4 protein-coding genes are annotated in these 23264 nt (G+C 39.8%); all 4 read left to right on the plus strand.

Annotation, left to right across the window (positions count from 1 at the left end; all coding sequences use genetic code 11):
* The first annotated feature begins 2 nt into the window (after positions 1-2).
* The 4 genes from ABH960_RS16575 to ABH960_RS16590 all read left to right on the plus strand — a co-directional run bounded on the left by ABH960_RS16575 (position 3) and on the right by ABH960_RS16590 (position 23209).
* Positions 3-6473 carry an amino acid adenylation domain-containing protein gene (locus ABH960_RS16575; protein WP_404446744.1) on the plus strand — a complete coding sequence of 2157 codons (6471 nt, stop codon included), beginning with the start codon at positions 3-5 and terminating at the stop codon, positions 6471-6473.
* Entirely contained in the window at positions 6470-21379 is a 14910-nt protein-coding gene (locus tag ABH960_RS16580; protein ID WP_404446746.1) for a non-ribosomal peptide synthetase, read from the plus strand. The genes ABH960_RS16575 and ABH960_RS16580 overlap by 4 nt, the downstream gene beginning before the upstream one ends.
* Positions 21380-21795: 416 nt before the next feature.
* The gene (locus tag ABH960_RS16585; protein WP_404446749.1) at positions 21796-22470 is read left to right on the plus strand and encodes a 4'-phosphopantetheinyl transferase family protein; all 675 of its coding nucleotides are present in this window, start codon (positions 21796-21798) and stop codon (positions 22468-22470) included.
* 16 nt (positions 22471-22486) lie between these two features.
* The gene (locus tag ABH960_RS16590; protein WP_003192753.1) at positions 22487-23209 is read left to right on the plus strand and encodes a thioesterase II family protein; all 723 of its coding nucleotides are present in this window, start codon (positions 22487-22489) and stop codon (positions 23207-23209) included.
* The last annotated feature ends 55 nt before the right edge of the window (positions 23210-23264 follow it).

The following is a 23264-nucleotide window of genomic DNA, read 5'->3' on the forward strand; positions in this document are numbered from 1 at the left end:
AGATGGGAGACGTTATAGATATATATGGATTATCACCTTTGCAAAAAGGAATATTGTTTCATACTTTATACGATCAAGATGATGAACATTCTTTTTCCTACATTGTACAAGTAGGCTTCTTGCTCGGGGGGCAATTGGATGTTGCTACTTTTGAAAAGGCTTGGGAATATGTTATTCATCGACATGAAGTTCTACGCTCAGTATTTGTGTGGGAGGAAGTAGAAAAACCTCTGCAAGCAGTTTACCAACGTCTTCCTTTTACTATTCATCAAGAGGATTGGAGTGCCCATTCGCATGAGGAGAGGGAGAAGAAATTACACCAGTTTTTGACTGCAGATCGTAGAAAAGGATTTTTATTGGATGAAGCACCGTTGATGAGAGTCACTGCGATTAAAGAAGCAGAAGAGGAAACGAGAATCATTTGGACACATCATCATATTTTGCTAGATGGGTGGAGTGTGTCATTGGTCTTTAGTGAAGTGATGGAAGTTTATCTCAAGATGATAAAGGGAGAATTGTTGAATCTTCCTAAATCTCTTCCTTATAAAAAATATATCCAGTGGATAAATAAACAAGATCAAAGTCAAGCAGAGGAATTTTGGACAGAAGAATTAAAGGGGTTTTATGCACCTACGCCATTAGCGATGGAAAGAAAGGATCAAGAACAGGAGAAGGGCTATGGAGAGTGTGTTTATCAGATATCTGAGGAACTCACTGAGAATTTACAAGAGTGGGTACGAAATAGTCGATTAACATTGAATACGTTAGTACAAGGCGCATGGGCCTATTTGATGAGTAGGTATAGCGGTGAAAGTGACATCGTATTTGGCATAACTAGCTCTGGACGTCCTACTGATTTGATAGGAGCAGAGAATATGGTAGGTCTATTTATTAACACATTACCTACGAGAATTCGATTAACGGATGATACATCAGTAGTAGATTGGCTTCGTAAAATACAGATGAAAGAAATGGAACGAAGACAATATGAGCATAATTCGTTGGTTGATATTCAAGGGTGGAGTGAGGTTCCGCGGAATAGTTCCTTATTTCATACCTTGTATGTGTTTGAAAATTATCCAATTCAAGGTAAGAGAAATGATGATTTAAGATTACTAGATGTTAAAAGCGCGGAACAAACAAATTATCCTTTAACACTCATTGTAATGCCCGGTAAGAAAATTACTTTAAAGTTGATGTATGATCGAAGCTATTTTAATGAAGAAACAATAAATCGGATTCAGGGTCACTTATTGCAAATATTAATTCAGATGACGAAGAGCTTAGATTCAAAACTCTTTGAAATTACTCATTTAACAGTGGAAGAGCAGACACAGTTACTAGAGAAATGGAATAATACTCAAGTAAAATATTCAGCTGAAGGCATGATTCATACGGTGTTTGAGGAGCAAGTCAAGAAAAATCCAGAAGCAATCGCAGCTATGTACGAAAATAAACAAATTACCTATAGAGAGTTGGATGAGCGTGCGAATCAGCTAGCACATTATTTACAAAAGCGTGGTGTAGGTTCAGAGTCTCTAGTCGGGGTATATATGGAACGTTCATTACAAATGATGATAGCGTTATTAGGTATTCTAAAATCAGGAGGGGCGTATGTTCCACTTGATCCTACTTATCCAGAGAGTCGGCTTCGTTATATATTAGAGGATGCTGGAATCGAAGTACTAGTGACGGAAGAAAATTCAAAAAATTTATATATATCTGAAGATGTTGAAACGATTTGTATGAATAAAGATTATACTGCAATTAAAAAAGAAGAATCAATCCCATGTATAAGTGGTGTAACAGGGAGAAGTTTAGCGTATGTTATGTATACTTCAGGATCTACAGGTAATCCAAAGGGAGTGATGATTGAGCATCATTCAGTAATCAATTACCTAGAATGGATGCAACATAAATATCCACTTTCTGAAAAGGATGTGGTCTTGCAGAAAACCCCATTCTCATTTGATGTATCTGTTTGGGAGTTATTTTGGGGTATTCACGTTGGAGCAAGTGTATCTTTCCTACCTCGAGGTGGAGAAAAAGATCCTTCTATTATAGCTGAAGTGATTAAAAAACATCAGGTTACTATAGTTCAATTTGTACCTTCGATGTTATCTGTTTTCTTAGATCACTTCAATCATATTGAATTGAACATGAATTGTTCGTCCGTACGCCATGTATTTTCTGGTGGAGAAGAACTAAGTTCAGGGTTAGTTAGACGATTTCAACAGAAATGGAATTATAGTGGACAAGTGAAATTAACCAACTTTTATGGACCAACTGAAGCCACTATTTATGTAAATGCATTTGATATTCAGCCTAATCAAGAATTTGTTTCTATTGGGCAGCCAATACAGAACACGCAATTATATGTATTAGACCAAAATCAACGCTTGCAATCAATAGGAATTGAGGGTGAGTTATATATTGGTGGTGCTGGTTTAGCACGTGGATACTTAAATCGTCCGAATCTTACTGCTGAAAAATTCGTTTCGCATCCATTTCGATTGGGGGAACGACTATATCGAACAGGAGATTCAGTAAGATATCTAACTGATGGAAATATAGAATTTATAGGTAGAATGGACCATCAAGTAAAAATGCGCGGTTTTAGGATTGAATTAGGAGAAATTGAAGCGACTTTAGAAAAATGTTCGTTTATTAAAGCGGCTGTCGTATTAGTTAGAGAAGACCGTCCAGGTGATCAACGATTGGTTGCATATGTAATAAGCGATGGAAATACCCAAGAGTGGAGAGAGTATTTACAAAACCAATTACCGAATCATATGATTCCAGCTCACTTTGTAGAGTTAGAACACTTCCCGCTTACTCCGAATGGGAAAATTGACCGAAAGGCCTTGCCAGCACCTGATGAGCAAGCTATTGGAGATTTAAATGTTCTACCTCGGACGCCATCGGAAGAGCTTATTGCCTCGGTTTGGGGTCAAGTGTTAGGGACAGAAAATATTGGTATTCAGGATTCCTTCTTTGAAAGTGGTGGGCACTCACTACTTGCTACTCAAATCGTCTCTCGATTGCAAGAATTGTTCCAAATCAAAATCCCATTACGTGAACTTTTCAAGCACGATACAGTGGAAGCATTAGCGAAACGAGTAGATCAGTTGCGCAAAGAAGATAAAAAACGAGAGGTTCCACCCCTTGTACCTATGACACGAGAAGAATCTATTCCACTTTCCTATGCGCAGAAACGTCTATGGTTTATTGAACAATTAATGCCAAATAGTGCGATGTACAATATTCATGCAGCGTGTCGCTTAACAGGTAAATGGTCAATTGAAGCATTGGAATCCGGATGGAATCAGTTGTTTGAGCGTCATGAATCATTACGAACGATAATTCTAAAACAAGAGGGTGAACCTTTTCAACAGGTTCAATCTCATGTATTCAGACATATCTCTCAAACGGATCTAACAGATCTCTCTTTAGAAGATAGGGAAAGAGAAATGAAACGGCTCATTCAAAACGAAGCGGAGGAACCATTTCATTTTGGACAAGGTCCTCTAATTCGAGCACGAATATTGAAAGTGGACAGGGAAGAATGGGTTCTCCTTTGTACGATGCATCATATTATTTCAGATGGATGGTCAATGGGAATCTTACTTGAAGAATGGATGGCTTTTTATGAAGGAGCACTAAGCGGAAAACCGGTCGAATTGAAGGAGTTATCTATCCAATATGCAGACTTTGTCATGTGGCAGAAGGAATGGCAAAAAGAAGAGAATTTGGATCAGCACCTTCAATATTGGAAGGAAGAATTATCTGGGGAGCTACCGGTTTTACAATTACCGATGGATCGTCCTCGACCTGCGGTTCAAACCCACCGTGGTGCAAGTCAGTCCTTAACGGTGGCGAATTCCCTACAGGAAAAGCTCAAAGATTTAAGTCTGCAAGAAGGATGCACTTTATTTATGACATTGATGGCAGCGTATCAAAGCTTCCTTTCTCGTTATACAGGACAAGACGACATCTTGGTTGGAAGCCCAATTGCAAATCGAAATGTTAAAGAGATTGAGGGATTAATAGGTTTCTTTGCAAATACGTTGGTTTATCGAGCAGATTTCAGTGAAAATCCGACGTTCCAAGAACTTTTGTCGCAGGTACGAAAAAAAGCACTAAAAGCCTACGAGTATCAGGACATTCCATTTGAGAAAGTGGTGGAATCTGTAAAACCGGAACGGAATACAAGTCATTCACCGATATTTCAAACCATGTTTACTTTACAGAATACGAAACAAGCGTTTCCTCAGCTATCTGAAAGAAACATGGAACTCATGGAAAGTCATGCTTCTGTTGCGAAATTTGATTTGAGTTTATTTGCTTCTGAGACGGAAGAAGGATTATCGCTAACCTTTGAATACAATACTGATTTGTTTAATGATACAACCATTGAACGCATGGCAAGTCATTTTGAACATTGGTTAAATCAAATTGTCTCTCATCCAAAATATTTATTATCTGAACTGAATATGTTATCGAAAGCAGAATATAAGCAATTACTAGAGGAATGGAATGAATCAGGTGTTGTAGATATACAAGAAAGCACGATTCATACATTGTTTGAAGAACAAGTGAAAAAAACACCAGAAGCAATTGCAGTAGTGTGCGAAGATGAAGAACTAACATATCGAGAGTTGGACGAACGCTCGAATCAGCTGGCACATTATTTACAGAAAAATGGTGTTGCATGCGAATCATTGGTTGGGATTTGCGTTACACGTTCATCCGAGATGATTGTCGGCCTCTTAGGAATTATGAAGGCAGGAGGAGCATATGTCCCAATTGATCCAGCGTATCCGGAAAGTCGACTGCAATACATTTTAGAGGATGCTCAAATAAAGGTACTGGTGACACAGGAAAAGTTACAACAAAAAATGGTTATAACTAAATCCGTTGCCGTGATTTGTATTGATCGTGATCGAGAAGAAATAGAACAAGAAGTAACTACAGTGTGTACCAGTGAAGTGACGGGCGATAATTTAGCCTATATTATCTATACTTCAGGTTCCACTGGAAATCCAAAGGGGGTAATGATTGAGCACAGGAATACAGTAACAATGATTCATTGGGCGCATCACACATATTCCCAAAAGGAATTAGCGGGAGTATTAGCTTCAACTTCGCTATCCTTTGATCTATCCGTTTTTGAAGTGTTTGTTCCCTTAACGATGGGTGGTAAGGTGATTGTCGCTGAAAATGCTCTACATCTAGACAAGTTGTCTACCAAGGGTGTGACTTTGGTCAATACTGTGCCATCGGCAGCGAAGGAACTGGTTCGCGCAAAAACAATTCCTTCTTCGGTAAAGGTGATGAATTTGGCTGGAGAACCATTACCATATTCACTCGTTCAAGATTTATACGAGAGAAGTACGGTTGAGAAGGTGTACAACCTATATGGACCGTCCGAAGATACTACGTATTCCACATATATGGAATTAGAAAAGGGTGTCATGTATAGGGTACCACCAATTGGTAAACCAGTCTTCAATGCAGAAGTATATGTACTGAGTGCTGAACAAAAAATGGTTCCAATTGGTGTAGTTGGTGAGCTTTACATTGGTGGATCAGGATTAGCACGTGGATACTTAAACCGTCTTGACTTAACGCAAGATTGTTTTATACCGCATCCGTTTAAAGAAGGAGAGCGAGTATACCGGACTGGAGACCTAGTAAGGTATCTGCCAGATGGAAATTTGGAGTATCTTGGCCGAATCGATCATCAGGTAAAAATTCGTGGGTTCCGGATTGAACTAGGAGAAATTGAAGCGACATTGCAAAAGCATACATTAGTTAACGAAGTTCTTGTGATGGTGCGGGAAGATTATCTTGGTGATCCACGTTTGATTGCCTATGTTGTGGGAGATGGGGATGCTCATAAGTGGCGTGATTATCTCAAGGACCAGCTACCAAATTACATGATTCCAGCCTATTTTGTCGGATTGAATGCATTTCCACTCACTCCAAATGGAAAGATTGATAGGAAGGCCTTACCAGTACCAGAGAGACAGGAGATAGTGAGGGGGTATATTGCTCCCCGTACACCTACGGAAAAAACAATCGTTTCAATATGGCATCAAGTTTTAGGAGTAGAAAATATTGGAGTGCAGGATTCGTTTTTTGAAATAGGTGGGCATTCATTACTTGCTACACAAGCTGTTTCCAATCTTAAAGAGGCTTTTGGAATCGAGTTACCATTGCATGATCTATTTACGTTTCATACGGTGCAACAATTGGCAAAACAGATTGATCAATTGTTCTATAACAAAAATCAAGAAATACAGAATGATAGTAAGGAGAATGTAAGTCTTCAAGACTATATTCAAAAAGAAGCAGAAGTGAGTAATGATGAAGAATTACTTGAACTACTTAAGCAATTAGAAGAGCTATCAGAGGAAGAAGCACAAGGAATATTCGAGAGTAATTTAGTTGAGGAAGGGGTAAAAAAATGAGAAGTGATTTACATGCAAAGCTGAGTTCACTTTCTCCTGAGAAAAGAGCTTGGCTTCAGAAGAAAATGCAAAAAAAGGAGAATAAAGAAGCACTTCCGTTGTCTTATGCACAACAACGTTTGTGGTTTATGGACAGATTTAACCCAAACAGTTCTTTATATAATATTCCAACTGTATGGCATCTAAAAGGAAATTGGATTCCTGAAGCATTAGAAAAGGGATTCAATCGACTCATTGAACGTCATGAATCATTACGAACCGTTTTTAAAGAAGTAGGAGAACAACCTGTACAACAAATTGTCGAATTCCTTCCTAGAGCATTACCCGTAAGGGATTACTCGCAAATTCCTCTAGAAGTAAAAGAAAAAGAGGTAGATAGTTTAATTGCGAGAGAAGCGCAAGAACCATTTGATTTAATGAATGGCCCTTTAATTCGTAATCAGCTTGTTCAATTAGGAAAGGATGAATGGTTATTACTATGTACGATGCATCATATTATTTCTGATGCTTGGTCCATCGGTATACTCATGAATGAATTACTTACTTTCTATGAAGAAGAAACGGGCGGGAATCCTGCTAAATTAAGTTCACTATCCATTCAATATGCAGACTTTGCGAAGTGGCAAAAGGAGTGGTTGCAAGGTGATGTGTTAAATCGTCAACTCACGTATTGGGAGGAAGAATTGTCTGGGGAGCTTCCTATATTACAACTGCCAGTGGACCGACCTCGACCGGTTACGCAAACTTACTCTGGGGATACGCATCACGTGATTTTTCCTTATAGATTACTCAATCAATTAAAGGATATAAGTCGACAAGAAGGATCTACCTTATTTATGACTTTAATGGCTGCATACCAGAGCTTTCTTGCTCGTTATACGGGGCAAAAAGATATTCTAGTCGGAAGTCCGATTGCAAATCGGAATCATAAGGGAGTAGAAGGATTAATCGGTTTCTTTGTTAATACGTTGGTTTACCGATCAGATTTGAGTGGCACCCCTACTTTTCGGGAGATTTTGAACCAAACAAAGAAAAAGGCGTTAAAAGCTTACGAATATCAAGATATACCATTTGAAAAAGTGGTAGAAGCTGTGCAACCTGAACGAAGTATGAGTCATTCTCCTATCTTTCAGACCATGTTTACACTACAGAATATAAAACAAGAACGACTAGATTTGTCTGGTAGAAGTATCGAAATGGTAGAAAGTAATATGTCTATTGTAAAATTTGATCTGAGTTTAACTGCCTACGAAGTGGAAGAAGGTCTATTTGTCTCATTTGAATACAACACGGATTTATTTGATAGTAGTACCGTTGCACGTATGGCAGGCCATTTTGAGAACTGGTTAAATGAAATCGCGTATCATCCAGATGAATCATATACAAAGCTGTCAATGTTATCGGACACAGAGCAGAAACAACTCCTAGAAGAATGGAATGATACTGACATAGTTTATGGTCATGAGTGTATGATTCATGAGCTATTTGAGCAGCAAGTGGCACGTACACCTGATGCAGTGGCGGTAGTTTATGAGGGTGGAAAGTTAACGTATCAAGAACTCAATGAAAAATCGAACCAATTGGCACATTATCTACAAAAACAAGGTATAGGACCTGAATCATTGGTTGGTATATGTGTTGAACGCTCTCCTGATATGATTATTGGTCTCTTTGGGATTTTGAAAGCAGGAGGGGCTTATGTCCCACTGGACCCAAGTTATCCCGAAAACCGCCTGAGATACATTTTAGAGAATTCACAAATTCAAGTGCTGTTAACAAACGAGGCACTACAGGACTGGTTACCTAAAGATATTCAAGCAATTTGTTTAGACCGGGATCAAGTAATGATTTCTAAAGAGAGTAATTTGGCTCCGGTAAGTGGAGTAACTGCAAATAACTTAGCCTATATCATATACACTTCGGGTTCGACGGGAAATCCGAAGGGAGTAATGATTGAACACCATTCGGTTATCAACCGCCTACAGTGGATGCAGAAAAAATATCCATTATCTGAGGAGGATACAATTCTACAAAAGACACCGTTTTCGTTTGATGTTTCTGTCTGGGAATTATTTTGGTGGTCATTTGTAGGAGCACGTGTTTGTTTGCTTCCACCAGGAGGAGAGAAAGATCCTGCGGTGATTGAGGAGTATATCGAACGATATCGTGTGAACACCATTCACTTTGTTCCGTCGATGTTATCTACTTTCTTGGATTATATGGAACAATATAATTCGAAAAGGGATGTAGCGTCTTTAAATCAGGTTTTTACTAGTGGAGAAGCATTAAATACTGAACAGGTTCGCCGCTTTAAGGGGGTATTTTACGATGTTCAGCAAACAAAGTTAATTAACTTGTATGGTCCTACCGAAGCGACTGTGGATGTGACTTATTATAATTGTGATTTAGAAAAAGAACCTATGCTTATTCCAATTGGTCGTCCAATTGATAATACAGAGTTGTATGTGTTAGATCAACATCAACAGGTGGTACCGATTGGTGTGGCGGGGGAACTTTACCTTGGAGGAGTAGGATTGGCACGTGGCTACTTCAATCGACCAGAGTTAACTACTGAGCGTTTTATTCCGCATCCCTTTAAGGAAGGGGAACGATTATATCGAACGGGTGACCTGGTGAGATATATGAATGATCGTAACTTGGAGTATATTGGAAGAATAGATAACCAAGTCAAAATCAGAGGATTCCGAATTGAACTGGGAGAAATCGAAGCAGCTTTACATGATCACTCATCTGTAAAAGAGGCTGTCGTGTTGGTGAAGGAAGATCGACCAGGAGATAAGCAGTTAGTAGCCTATGTAGTGGGTGAAGGGGATACTGGAGAGTGGCGTGAATATCTTAAGAAGCAATTGCCACATTATATGGTTCCGGCATACTTCTTCCAAGTTGAAGGGATGCCACTCACTCCAAATGGTAAGGTGAATCGGAAAGCTTTATTGGAATTGGAGGCACAGTTCATAAGTGAAGATATTACTACTTCATCACGAACACCAGTAGAGGAGCTCATTGTTTCCGTATGGGGCCAAGTGTTAGGTATAAAAAATATAAGTGTTCAGGATTCTTTTTTTGAGATTGGTGGTCACTCGCTGCTAGCTACTCAAGTAGTTTCACGCTTACAAAAAATCTTTCAAATCGAATTACCGGTACGTGAACTATTTGAGTATGCAACGGTGGAGTCACTGGCAAAGCGATTAGATCAGTTACGTAAAGGAGATAGAAAACGAGAGATTCCGCCACTAATGCCGATGGAAAGAGGGGAAACTATTCCGCTCTCTTATGCCCAACAGCGCTTATGGTTTATCGATCAATTTACACCTAATAGCGCCCTTTACAATATGCCAATGGTATGCCGCCTTACAGGGAGTTGGCTACCTGAGGCATTGGAAAAGGGATGGAATCAGCTCATAGAGCGTCATGAATCATTGCGGACGGTCTTTCATGAAGTGAACGGTCAGCCCGTGCAGCAAATTGAACCGTATGCTTTTCGATCAATTCCGAAAACGGATTTAACTATGCTTTCTCCAGAAGACCGAGAAGAAGAAGTTAAACGTTTGATTCAACAAGAAACAGAAGTGCCATTTGATTTAACAGAGGGCCCACTAATCAGGACAAGTATTTTGCAAGTGGGAGAGGAAGAATGGATTCTCCTTTGTACTTTACATCATATCATTTCAGATGGATGGTCAATGGGAGTCCTACTTGAAGAATGGATGGCATTCTATGAGAAAGCTACGGATGGAAAGATAGCAGAACTTGAACCATTACCGGTTCAATATGCCGACTTCGCTCAGTGGCAAAAAGGATGGCTGAAGGCGGAAGTGCTTGATCAACAACTCCAATATTGGAGGGAAGAATTGTCTGGGGAGCTTCCTGTACTCCAACTTCCTATGGATCGCCCGCGTCCCGCAATACAAACTCATCACGGGTCGACATACACCCTGGTTCTGCCAAGCACGCTACATGACAAATTAAATGAATTTAGTCGTCAAGAAGGGGCTACACTCTTCATGACCCTGTTAGCTGCATATCAAAGTTTTCTATCCCGCTATACGGGACAAGAAGATATTCTGGTCGGAAGTCCAATTGCTAATCGAAATTATAGAGAAATTGAAGGACTTATTGGTTTCTTCGTCAACACCTTGGTATATCGGGCTAATCTTAGTGGTAGACCGACATTTCAGGATGTTCTGTCTCAGGTTCGTCAAAAAGCATTGAAGGCGTACGAGTATCAAGATATCCCTTTTGAAAAAATTGTGGAAGTTGTACAACCAGAGCGGAGTACAAGTCATTCGCCAATCTTCCAGACTATGTTCATCTTGCAAAATATGAAACAAGAGTTCCCGGTGTTATCTGGTAGAAGTATTGAAATGATAGAAAGCCATAGTCCAATCGCAAAGTTTGATTTAAGCGTAATGGTAGCTGAGACGGAAGAGGGATTACTTTTTACTTTTGAATACAATAAGGATGTATTCAATGCCACAACTATTGAACGGATGGCAGGGCACTTTGAGAAATGGCTACACGAAGTTTCCCATTACCCGCAAAATCCGTTGCATAGTCTGAGCATGCTATCGGAACCTGAGCGTACTTTGTTATTAGAAACATGGAATGACACTGTAATGGAAATGCCCCCACAGGGTCTTATTTGCGACAGATTTGAGGAACAAGTAGCAAAGCGTCCTGAAGCGATTGCGGTAGTTGATCAAACAAAAGATTGGACTTACGGTGAACTGGATGCACAAGCAAATCAGTTGGCAAATGTTTTACAGCGAAAAGGAGTTGCTCCAGAGTCAGTCGTGGGAGTTTATCTTCCGAGGTCGGCTGAGCTCATGGTAAGTTTACTAGGTATATTAAAAGCTGGTGGAGCTTATGTCGTTTTAGATCCGTTGTATCCAAAATCAAGGTTAGAATACATGATTGAAGATGCAGGAATTCAATTTGTAGTGACGGCGGAAGGACAAGAAGGCCTTTTCGAACAGGTCGAAATGGTGAGGTTAGAAGAGTTAACAGTGGAAAGCGTAATCGCACCTACACGGCAGATAAATCCAGAGAACTTAGCTTACATTGTCTATACCTCTGGTTCTACAGGAAAGCCAAAGGGTGTCATGATTGAATATCGCTCATTAATGAATATGGTTTCTTGGCATCAAGAAGTTTATCGTATTACAGCAGAGGATCGTGCGACTCAGATTGCAGGGATTGCTTTTGATTCGGCTGTCCAGGAGATTTGGCCGTATCTAACTGCTGGTGCAGCACTCTACTTGTCAACAGAGGAACTGAGAATTAATCCAGAAGCACTAAGAGACTGGCTCATTGATTCGCGAATAACAGCTAGTTTTGCACCTACGCCTATTCTGGAAAGACTCTTGAAATTATCTTGGCCAGGTAAAACGGATCTTCGTTTTATCATTACCGGCGGGGATCAATTAACGCAGTATCCATCTAACGATATTCCTTTTGCGGTAATCAATCAGTATGGTCCATCGGAAAATACCGTTGTTACCACGGATTGTTATGTACCTGTAGGAGTGACAACAGGTACGCCATCGATTGGTCGACCGATTGCGAATACAGAAGTTTATGTGTTAGATTCTCATCTTCAGCTAGTACCAAGTGGTGTGATTGGAGATCTCTATATTGGAGGGAAGAGTCTTGCTCGTGGATATGCTAATCATCCGGACCTTACAAAGGAAAAATTTATTTCGCATCCATTCAAGTCAGGAGAGCGTCTCTATTACACCGGAGACAAAGCAAGTTATCTTTCTGATGGTGCTCTCCAGTTCCATGGTCGTATAGATGACCAAGTGAAAATTCGTGGTTTCCGGATTGAATTGGGAGAAATAGAAGCAGTTTTGCAGGCACATTCTTCTGTGAAAGAAGCGGTTGTATTGGTACGAGAGGATGATCCAGGCGACAAGAGATTAGTAGCTTATGTAGTTGGTGAAGGAAGTGTCCAAGAATGGCGAGAGCATCTACAAACACATTTACCAAATTATATGGTCCCAACAAACTTTATTGAGATGGAATTTTTACCACTTACACCGAATGGAAAACTTGATTTAAAGGCATTGCCAATACCTAGCAAATTATCTACTGAAAATACCGTTCACGCACGAACTCCGCTAGAAGAACTTATCGCTTCAGTGTGGAGTCAAGTGCTAGGAATAGAAAATATAGGTGTTCAGGATTCTTTCTTTGAACTTGGTGGTCATTCTCTACTTGCTACTCAAGTGGTTTCACGTTTACAAGAAGTCTTTCAAATAAAACTACTGGTGCGTGAACTGTTCGAGTATTCAACGGTGGAGGCACTGGCGAAGCGATTAGATCAGTTACGTAAGGGAGGCAAAAAACGAGAAACTCCACCATTGATGCCGATGGAACGAGGAAATGCCATTCCACTTTCTTATGCTCAACAGCGCTTATGGTTTATCGATCAATTTACACCTAATAGTGCACTTTATAATATGCCGATGGTATGCCGTCTTACAGGAAATTGGTTACTAGAAGCATTGGAGTTGGGATGGAATCAGTTGATAGAGCGTCATGAATCATTGCGGACAGTATTTCATGAAGTGGACGGTCATCCTGTGCAGAAGATTCAACCGTATACTTTCCGTTCCCTTCCACAAATTGATTTAACTAAGATTTCTCCAGAAGAGAGAGAAAGAGAAGTGGAGCAATGGATTCAAACTGAAGTGGAATCCCCATTTGACTTAGAGCAAGGGCCATTGTTCCGTGGACAAATCGTGAAAATTTCAGAAGAAGAATGGGTTCTTCTGTGTAATATGCATCATATTATCTCGGATGGATGGTCGATGGAAATCTTGCTCCAAGAATGGATGGTATTTTATGAGGAGGCGATTGGCGAAAAACCAGCAGAGCTCGCACCATTACCAGTTCAATATGCCGATTTTGCTCAATGGCAAAGGGATTGGTTAAAAGAGGAAGTACTAAATCAACAGCTTGCATATTGGAAGGAAGAACTGTCTGGTGAGTTACCAGTCTTAATGTTGCCGATGGATCGTCCCCGTCCTCCGGTACAAACCCACCATGGATTAACTCATAATGTGTTGTTGTCACGCTCATTACTGGATAAATTAAACGAACTTAGTCGTCAAGAAGGGGCAACGCTTTTCATGACCTTATTGGCATCTTATCAAAGTTTCCTTGCCCGTTATACAGGACAATCAGATATTCTTGTTGGAAGCCCAATTGCGAATCGAAATTATCGAGAGATTGAAGGATTGATTGGTTTCTTTGTCAATACGTTAGTCTATCGGGCTGATTTAAGTGGCGCACCGGCATTTAAAGAGTTGTTGTCTCAAGTGCGGATAAAAGCATTGAAGGCATATGAGTACCAAGATGTTCCGTTTGAGAAAATTGTGGAGGTTATCCAACCTGAACGAAGTACAAGTCATTCTCCGATTTTCCAAACCATGTTTACTTTGCAAAATACGGGACAAGAGCTACCACAGCTACATGGACGAAATATAGAAGTAATGGACAGCCACGCTTCAATCGCCAAATTTGATTTAAGTTTAACTGCCGCAGAAGTGGAAGAGGGCTTATTGCTTACTTTTGTTTATAGGACTGATTTATTTGACAGTTTAACTATTGAATCCATAGCCGAAAATTTTGGAAACTGGTTGAATTTAATCGTGGAACATCCTGATAAATCATTAGCTAAGTTGCCGATACTGTCAGGATTACAGCAAAAACAGTTAGAAGAGTGGAATAATAATGCTGTAGCATATCCACAGGAATTTGGGATTCATCAGCTGTATGAAGAGCAAGTAAATCGTACACCTGACGCGGTGGCAGTGGTAGATGAAAAACAGCAGTTAACCTATCGAGAGCTGAATGAAAAAGCAAACCAATTGGCACATTATCTCCAGAAATGTGGGATTGGGAGCGAGTCATTGGTTGGTCTCTGCTTCCAGCGTTCAGTTGAGATGATTGTCGGTCTCATGGGGATCTTGAAAGCTGGGGCAGCCTATGTTCCATTGGATCCATCGTATCCAGAAAGTCGCCTACGATATATTCTGGAGGACACAGGGATTCAAGTATTGGTCACGAACGAAGCATTAGAAGGTTGGATAACTGAAGAAATCAAAACAGTTTGTTTGGATCGGGATAAAGCGATGATTTCGCGAGAAAGCACCCTTTCACCAATATGTGAAGTGACAGGAGAAAACTTGGCGTATGTAATCTATACTTCGGGATCAACAGGGAATCCGAAGGGAGTTATGGTAGAGCATCACAATGTGATTCGTTTATTTAAATCGACGGAATGTTGGTATCAGTTTGATGAAAAAGATACTTGGACGCTTTTCCATTCTTATGCGTTTGACTTCTCGGTATGGGAGATTTGGGGGGCATTACTCCATGGCGGAAGATTGATTGTTGTTCCTTACTGGATTAGTCGATCGCCCAAGGATTTCTATCAACTGTTAGTAAAGGAAAAGGTTACGGTTCTTAATCAGACACCATCCGCATTTCGACAATTGATACAAGTGTGTGAACAAGAAGATGAGAAGAAAGACTTGCATCTGCGCTATGTCATATTTGGTGGGGAAGCACTCGATCCTACCAGCTTGGTACCATGGTTTCAAAGGTATGGAGGGCAGAAACCACAGTTAATTAATATGTATGGAATTACAGAAACTACCGTTCATGTTACGTATTATCCAATTACTCAAGATGATGTGCAGTATGCTTCAAGAAGTAATATAGGAAAACAGATTCCAGATTTAGAAGTGTATGTACTAGACGCTTGTCAACAACCTGTGCCTATTGGCGTAGCTGGCGAACTATATATTGGTGGAGCAGGACTTGCACGTGGATATTTAAACAGACCCGAATTGACTGCAGAGCGTTTCATTCCTCATCCATTCAGTAGTGACCCAGGAGCGCGATTATATCGGACAGGAGACTTAGCGAGATACTTACCTGATGGAAATCTGGATTATCTTGGGCGGATTGATCACCAGGTGAAAATCCGTGGTTTCCGAATTGAGCTCGGAGAAATTGAATCTGCTTTAAACGCACATGTCTCCATAAAAGAGGCTGTTGTAATTGTTCGAGAAGATCAGCCGGGTGATAAACGGTTGGTGGCATATGTCGTGGGTGATGGGAATGTAGGCGAGTGGAGAGATTATCTCAAGGCGGAACTACCAAGCCATATGGTTCCTTCAGGATTTGTGATGATGGAAGCCATTCCACTAACTGCTAACGGAAAAGTTGATCGTAAGGCCTTACCTGTACCAGAGGAGAGGAAAATCGAAAGTGAATGTGTTGCTACGCGGAATGGTAACGAAGAAACACTGGCCACCATTTGGAAGCAAGTATTAGGGATTAAAAAGGTGGGAATCCATGATAACTTCTTTGAAATTGGTGGAGACTCGATTCTCAGCATTCAGATTGTCTCTCGTGCGAAGCAAGCAGGTTTGCAATTGACGCCAAAGCAAATGTTTGAACACCAAACGATTGCTGAGTTGGCGCAAGTAGTCAATGAAGAACGGGGTGTACAAGCAGAGCAGGGAGTTGTAACTGGAGAACTGATCCTTACACCAATCCAGCAATGGTTTTTTGCACAAGATCATCCAAACCCACACCATTGGAATCAATCCATGTTTTTTAGAACAAAAGAGCGACTGGATATAGTATTACTGGAGAAAGCTGTGCGTACCCTTCTAATCCATCATGATGCCTTGCGTTTAAGATATGAACGGTTACCGAATGGAGCTTGGAAACAGCGGAACGAAGGAATCGAAGAACAATCGACGCTGACCGTTATTTCATTAGAAGAAGTGCCGCAAGCAGAATGGCATCAAGTGATTCAAACGGAGATTGACACTGCACAAGCAAGCTTGCACTTACACGCAGGACCGCTAATGAGAATGGTGTATTTTGATGAAGGTGAGAAAAGAGCCGGCCGATTATTCTGGGTGATTCATCACTTAGCAGTGGATGGTGTTTCTTGGCGGATTTTACTAGAGGATCTGCAAACGGCGTATAATCAAGCGAGCCAGGATCAGATGATCCAATTACCTACAAAGAGTACATCCTTTAAAGCGTGGTCGGAGAAATTGCATCATTACGCTGAAGCTGGGATTGTGCAAGAAGTGCGTGATTATTGGGAGCAGCAATCCGAACAAGAAGTGGCTATGCTACCAGTGGATACCACCCTCGAAGTTCCAGCAAACACAGGAACCGAGGAGATTACCGTGGTGCTGGATGAGAAAGAGACCCGTACGTTATTGAAAGAAATTTCAAGCACTCATCGTGTTCAAATCAATGAGGTACTATTGACAGCATTGGTACAGGCTACAGCAGCATGGACAGGTCATCCGGCGCTGACCGTGGATTTGGAGGGGCATGGTCGGGAAGAGATTATCGAAGACGTTGACCTATCTAGAACTGTGGGGTGGTTTACAAGTATTTATCCTGTTCACTTAAATATTACCGGTGCCGACACGCCAATTGCAGCATTAAAATTAGTTAAAGAACAAGTGCGTAAAATTCCTAATAAGGGTGTTGACCATGGAATTTTGCGGTATCTGAACACAACAATGTGTGAGAAATGGGGGTCTCAACATACACCGTCTATTAGTTTTAACTATCTTGGACAATTTGACCAAATGTTTTCTGACGATGCAATGCTTATTCCGGAGAACGGATTTAAGCGCTTAGATCATGCTTCTGGTTCCAAGCGCTTGCATTTAATCGATGTAATTGGAATTGTAACGGATGGGAAACTTCAGTTCACTTGGGTATACAATGTAGGACAATTCGCGAAATCAACGATAAAAAGTATTGCAGAGAATATGCTCCATCAACTAAGTAAATTGATTCAATCTGCGGATGGAGAATCTGCACTGACCGTTTCAGATTTTGTGATGGCTAATCTTGACCAAGCCAGTTTGACAAAAGTATTATCCAAGATGAATTGTGGAAATAATTATCAGATTACCGATTTATATCCACTATCGCCTTTGCAAGAAGGTATGATTTTCCATACATTGCATGACCAAGGGGATGAACATGTAGCGCCGTATATAGTGCAATTAAGTTTCATGATTAGAGGAGAATTGGATATTGTAACTTTCGAACAGGCGTGGAAATCGGTAATTCAGCAGCATGAAATTTTCCGCTCATCTTTCCTTTGGGATGAAGTTGAAGAGCCTTTACAAGTGGTGTATGAGAGTGTTCCATTTAAGGTGAATGTAGAAGATTGGCGTACGCTGACTGCTGAAGAAAAAGAGGAGAAAAGAAAAGCCTTTTTGGCATTGGATCGAAAACAAGCCTTTCTTTTTGATGAAGCGCCATTGATGCGGGTGACTGTCATTCAAGAAGGTGAGGAAGAATATCGGATTGTTTGGACACATCACCATATTCTGTTGGATGGATGGAGCCTACCACTGGTCTTTAACGAATTGCTTACAGTGTACCAGAAGAGAATGAATGGAGAAGCCGTGCATTTACCTAAGTCATCGCCATACAAGAAATATATTCAATGGCTAAGAGAGCAGAATCAGGATCAGGCGGAGCAATTCTGGAGAGAGAAACTTAAAGGTTTTACAGCTCCAACTCTGCTGGGTTTAGAAAGTAAAGAGCAAGAAAAAGGTTACACAGAGAAGGTAACTTATTTATCAGAAGAGCAAACCCAAGCGTTACAAAACTGGGCGAAGCGCAATAGGCTCACTTTGAATACGGTAATTCAAGGTGCGTGGGCGTATCTCATGGGCCGGTATAGTGGAGAAGATGACATTGTCTATGGTGTAACTAGCTCAGGACGCCCTACTGAGATTATTGATGTTGAAAACATTGTAGGTCCTTTTATTGCCACATCACCGACGCGAATTCAGTTGATAGATAATATAAAAATAATGGATTGGTTGCAGAAGATACAAGAGGAAGAGATAGAAAGAAGACAATATGAATATGCTTCTTTGACAGAGATTCAAGGATGGAGTGAAGTTCCTAGAGGAACCCCACTGTTCCATAGCTTGTATGTGTTTGAAAACTACCCAGTGAAAGAGGAGTCCTCAGGAAATCTAGAAATTGGTGAGTTGGAAGGAGTAGAGCAAACTCATTATCCATTAGGATTGACAGTTGTCCCAGAAAGCCAGTTGTTGTTAAAGTTGAAGTATGATCGTAGCAAGTTTAATGGTCTCACTATTGAACGGATGCTGGGGCATTTAAGCCAGGTGTTTAAGCAAATGATCGAGAACGTTGATCAAACTCTGTCGGAGCTGGTGTATGTTACGGAAATAGAACAGAAACAACTACTGGAAGAATGGAATGATAATGCAGCAGCGTATCCACGTGAGAGTGTGATCCACAAACTGTTTGAAGATCAAGTGGATCGTACACCTGATGCGGTGGCAGTGGTAGATGAAAATCAGCAGTTGACGTATCGAGAGCTGAATGAGAAAGCAAACCAATTGGCCCATTATCTTCAGAAATGTGGGATTGGGACGGAGTCATTGGTCGGGCTTTGTTTCCAACGTTCAGTTGAGATGATTGTCGGTCTCATGGGAATCTTGAAAGCTGGATCAGCCTATGTTCCGCTGGATCCATCGTATCCAGAAAGTCACCTACGATATATTCTGGAGGACACAGGAATTCAAATATTGGTTACGAACAAAGTATCACAAGGTTGGATACCTGAAGAAGTTGAAACAGTTTGTTTGGACCGAGATCAAGCAATGATTTCGCAAGAAAACACCCTTTCACCAATATGTAAAGTAACAGGAGAAAACTTGGCGTATGTTATCTACACTTCAGGTTCGACCGGGAATCCAAAAGGGGTTATGGTGCAGCATCATTCGGTATTAAATCTATCCTATGGTTTACAGAAAGAGGTTTTTTCACATCGGGCACATGATAACATGCGCGTTGGTCTAAATGCCTCAATCGCCTTTGATTCATCCGTTAAACAATTACAAATGCTTTTGTATGGTTCTAGTTTATATATTATTTCAACAGAAGTTCGCAGTGATCCTCAAAAGTTTGTATCTTATATTCGGGAGAATAAGTTGGAAATGTTTGATATAACACCTTCACTACTCCAATTACTCATAGATGAGGGGTTGTTAGAAAAAAACGATAGTGTTCATGTTCCAAGCAAGGTACTGGTCGGTGGAGAAGCGATTATGCCATCACTGTGGGAACAATTAGTAGAGAATGACCATATCCATTTTTATAATGTATATGGTCCTACGGAATGTACGGTTGATGCGACATGCTATCGTATCAAAAAAGATAGTAAGAGAGTAACCATTGGGCGTCCGTTGCCAAATGTTCAAGCCTATGTATTGGATGAGAAGTTGTTACCTGTTCCAGTTGGTGTAACGGGTGAACTTTATATCGGTGGAGCAGGCCTAGCGAGAGGATACTTGAATCGTCCAGAGTTAACGTTAGAACGTTTTATTCCTCATCCATTTAATGAAGGGGAACGGTTATACCGGACGGGAGATCTAGTCCGCTATTTAGCTGATGGCCATTTGGATTATCTGGGAAGAATCGATAATCAAGTGAAAATTCGAGGATTCCGGATTGAGCTTGGAGAGATTGAAGCGAATTTAGAAAGTCATCCATCGGTGAAAGAGGCTATAGTCTTGATAAGAGAGGACCAACCAGGAGATCGGAGAATGGTTGCCTATGTGGTGGGTGAAGGAAGTATGCATGAATGGCGTGAGCATCTCAAGAGGCAAGTACCGAATTATATGATTCCTGCACACTTTATTGAGGTGGATGCGATTCCGCTTACAACAAATGGGAAGGTTGATCGAAAGGCACTGAACAGCTTAACGATTCAAAGAGAAAGTACCTTTTCTACACCAATCATCCCACGGGATGAAATCGAGTATCAGCTGATTACAATCTGGCAGGATTTGCTACAGTTAGAAGATATCCATGTAAACGATGATTTCTTCAATATAGGAGGTCACTCTCTCCTTGTAATCAAATTGATTTCAAAGGTCAGAGAGAAATTTGGAAAAGAGATTAAGGTGCCCGCACTAATTAAGAATCCGACAGTGGAAGGAATCGCTTGTCTCATCCGTGAGAATCATCGTATGGAAGAATCATTATCGGTTCTGGTTCCATTACAAGAATCAGAGAAAAGACCTTTCTTCTGTGTTCACCCATTTATGGGTAATGTACTCTGTTACATTCAGCTAGCAAGGTTACTCAAGGATCACTGCTCATTTTATGGTCTACAGAATCCTCTCGTAGAGAAAGAAGGAATGAACGGGTTGATTTTATCGGAAGTAGTGCAACTCTACATCGAGGAAATGAAGCGGGCTCAGCCAGAGGGGCCGTATCGTCTGGGAGGATGGTCTCTGGGCGGTGCCATCGCCTATGAAATCGCAACTATGCTACGGAACCAGGGAGAAGAAGTTGAGGTGTTGGTACTATTGGATACCAAGGTGCCTTCAGAACGGGATTACAAGACAGAGGATGAAATGCTATCTTATATATTGGAGCATTTCATCCATATAGAGCTAGTGGACCAGGAAGAAGAGCTTGTTCATCAACAGGACATGCTTGTTGAACAATTAATTGTGGAAGGAGTGCTCCCGCCTGATGCAAATCTTACGAATTTGAAGCAAATTATCAATGCTCACAGGAAATGTCTGAATTTAATGGCAGAGCATGATTTAACACCATATTTTGGGGAAGTTATTTACTTTAGTGCTGAGGAAGGTAAAGAATTGTTTACGGATTGGAAGCCTTTATTAAAAGGAAGAGTGAATATGTATTCGGTCCCTGGATCACACGAAGAAATAGTAGCTTCCCCCGCAGTTGAAAAGTTAGCTAAGTATCTACTAAATGAATTAGAAGGAATAAAAGAGACATCCCTTTCGCTAACGGAAAAGTAGAGAGCACAAAAGAGGCAACTTTATAAACAAACATTGTTATTATTAAAGTTGTTATTTGTGAGTAGTAGTGTAAATAAAGAGAGCAGTCCAATAACTGCACATCAAGTGTAGGAGATTATGTATATATATATCAAGAGCATTACTTTTTAAGGGGCTTGCTTGATAGGGACATAGAAACATATATGAGTTGTTCATAGTATGCTGTAAATTCTCTGAAGTTTTTGTACCAGAAGCGAATGCTTTGATGATATTGCTGAGGAAAGGTGTATATTTTCATTGATATGTAAATATGCACCTTTTCTATTATATTTGCACTTGAATAAATGCAAGTTAGAAAATGAAATTGAATTTCTATAACGTATACATAGGAAGAAATCCTTTTAAAAAGGAAGTGATTTATCATACAAATTCATGCTGTGAAAATACCAAAAAATATTGAAAATCATTTGTTTAATCAATTTAGTAACTTGATTTCAAATGAGAAGAGAGAACGAATGAAGCGTTTATTAAATTTATGTGATATTAATAGGACTTTGATAGGAGATTTATTAATTCGTTCCCTAGTTTGCCAAAAATATAAAATGAATAATGAAGAAATTAAATTTATATATAATGAGTACGGAAAACCTTTTGTTCAAAATTTTTCTGACTTTCACTTTAATATTTCGCATTCAGGAGAATGGGTGGTCTGTGCCACTGCTAATTCTAATGTAGGTATTGATATTGAAAGAGTTTCAGACATAGAGGCTCTTAAATTAGCAAATGAATTTTTTTCAGAGGAAGAATTTTATGATTTATCTAATATGAATTCTGATGAACAAATCAATTATTTTTTTGATTTATGGACATTAAAAGAAAGCCATATAAAAATGATTGGTAAAGGACTTTATATCCCGTTAAATTCATTCTCTGTAAAAAAAGAGTCACGAACTTTAATTTCATACACGAATATACCTCAAAACTTTTACTTTAGACAATATAATATTGATCCAAATTATAAGATATCTGCTTGTGCAAAACGTGATGAATTACCGAATGAGATAATAATTAAAGACTTTTATACAATTGGCCAAAATATAAACAAATTTTAAAGTAAGGAGAAAATCTATGAATAAGACTAAACTTTTTTGCTTTCCACATGCTGGTGGCTCTGCGTTTAGTTACTCAAAATGGAAAAATTACTTTAATCCACATATTGAAGTAGTTCCAATAGAGTTAGCCGGTAGAGGATATAGAATTGAAGAAAGCCTGTACCAGAGTATGGAAGAGGCTGTAAATGATGTCTACAATAGTATAGTCAAGCAACTAGATAATTCGCCCTATATTTTATATGGGCATAGCATGGGAAGCTTGATTGCCTATGAATTAGCTAGAAAAATACAGGATTCTAATAATGTATTGCCTGAATTTCTTGTTTTATCCGGTAGAAATCATCCTAATAGTAAGATAAAAAATATTCGACATAACCTACCCGATGAACAATTCAAAAATGAAGTTATTGCAATGGGGGGAACATCAACCGAGGTACTACAATCAGAAGAATTAATGGGAATTTTTCTCCCCATTCTAAGAGCAGATTTTAAAATTGTAGAGACATATATCCATAACAACAATATACGAGCATGTGACATTGATTTTCTTGTATTGAACGGAAAAAAAGATGAATTAACTACATATGATGAGGTGAAAAAATGGAAACAATACACAAGTAAATCGTGTACCTTCAATTCATTTGAAGGTAATCATTTCTTTCTAAATGAAAATATTGAAGAAATAGCAAGTGGTATTATAAGAAAGTTAGAATCTAAAAGATTTTCAACTAGTTTTTAGAATATTTCTAGGTATACTTATGGTTGAAAAATAAAAATATTAAAGGTGAAAAATA

The sequence above is a fragment of the Bacillus sp. RC252 genome (assembly GCF_044909215.1).
In the GTDB taxonomy this organism is placed as follows: domain Bacteria; phylum Bacillota; class Bacilli; order Bacillales; family Bacillaceae_G; genus Bacillus_A; species Bacillus_A mycoides.

Bases quoted from the DNA above. Each gene is read 5' to 3' on its own strand.
- ABH960_RS16575 (WP_404446744.1), top strand. From the start codon at position 3: ATGGGAGACGTTATAGATATATATGGATTATCACCTTTGCAAAAAGGA.
- ABH960_RS16580 (WP_404446746.1), top strand. From the start codon at position 6,470: ATGAGAAGTGATTTACATGCAAAGCTGAGTTCACTTTCTCCTGAGAAA.
- ABH960_RS16590 (WP_003192753.1), top strand. From the start codon at position 22,487: ATGAATAAGACTAAACTTTTTTGCTTTCCACATGCTGGTGGCTCTGCG.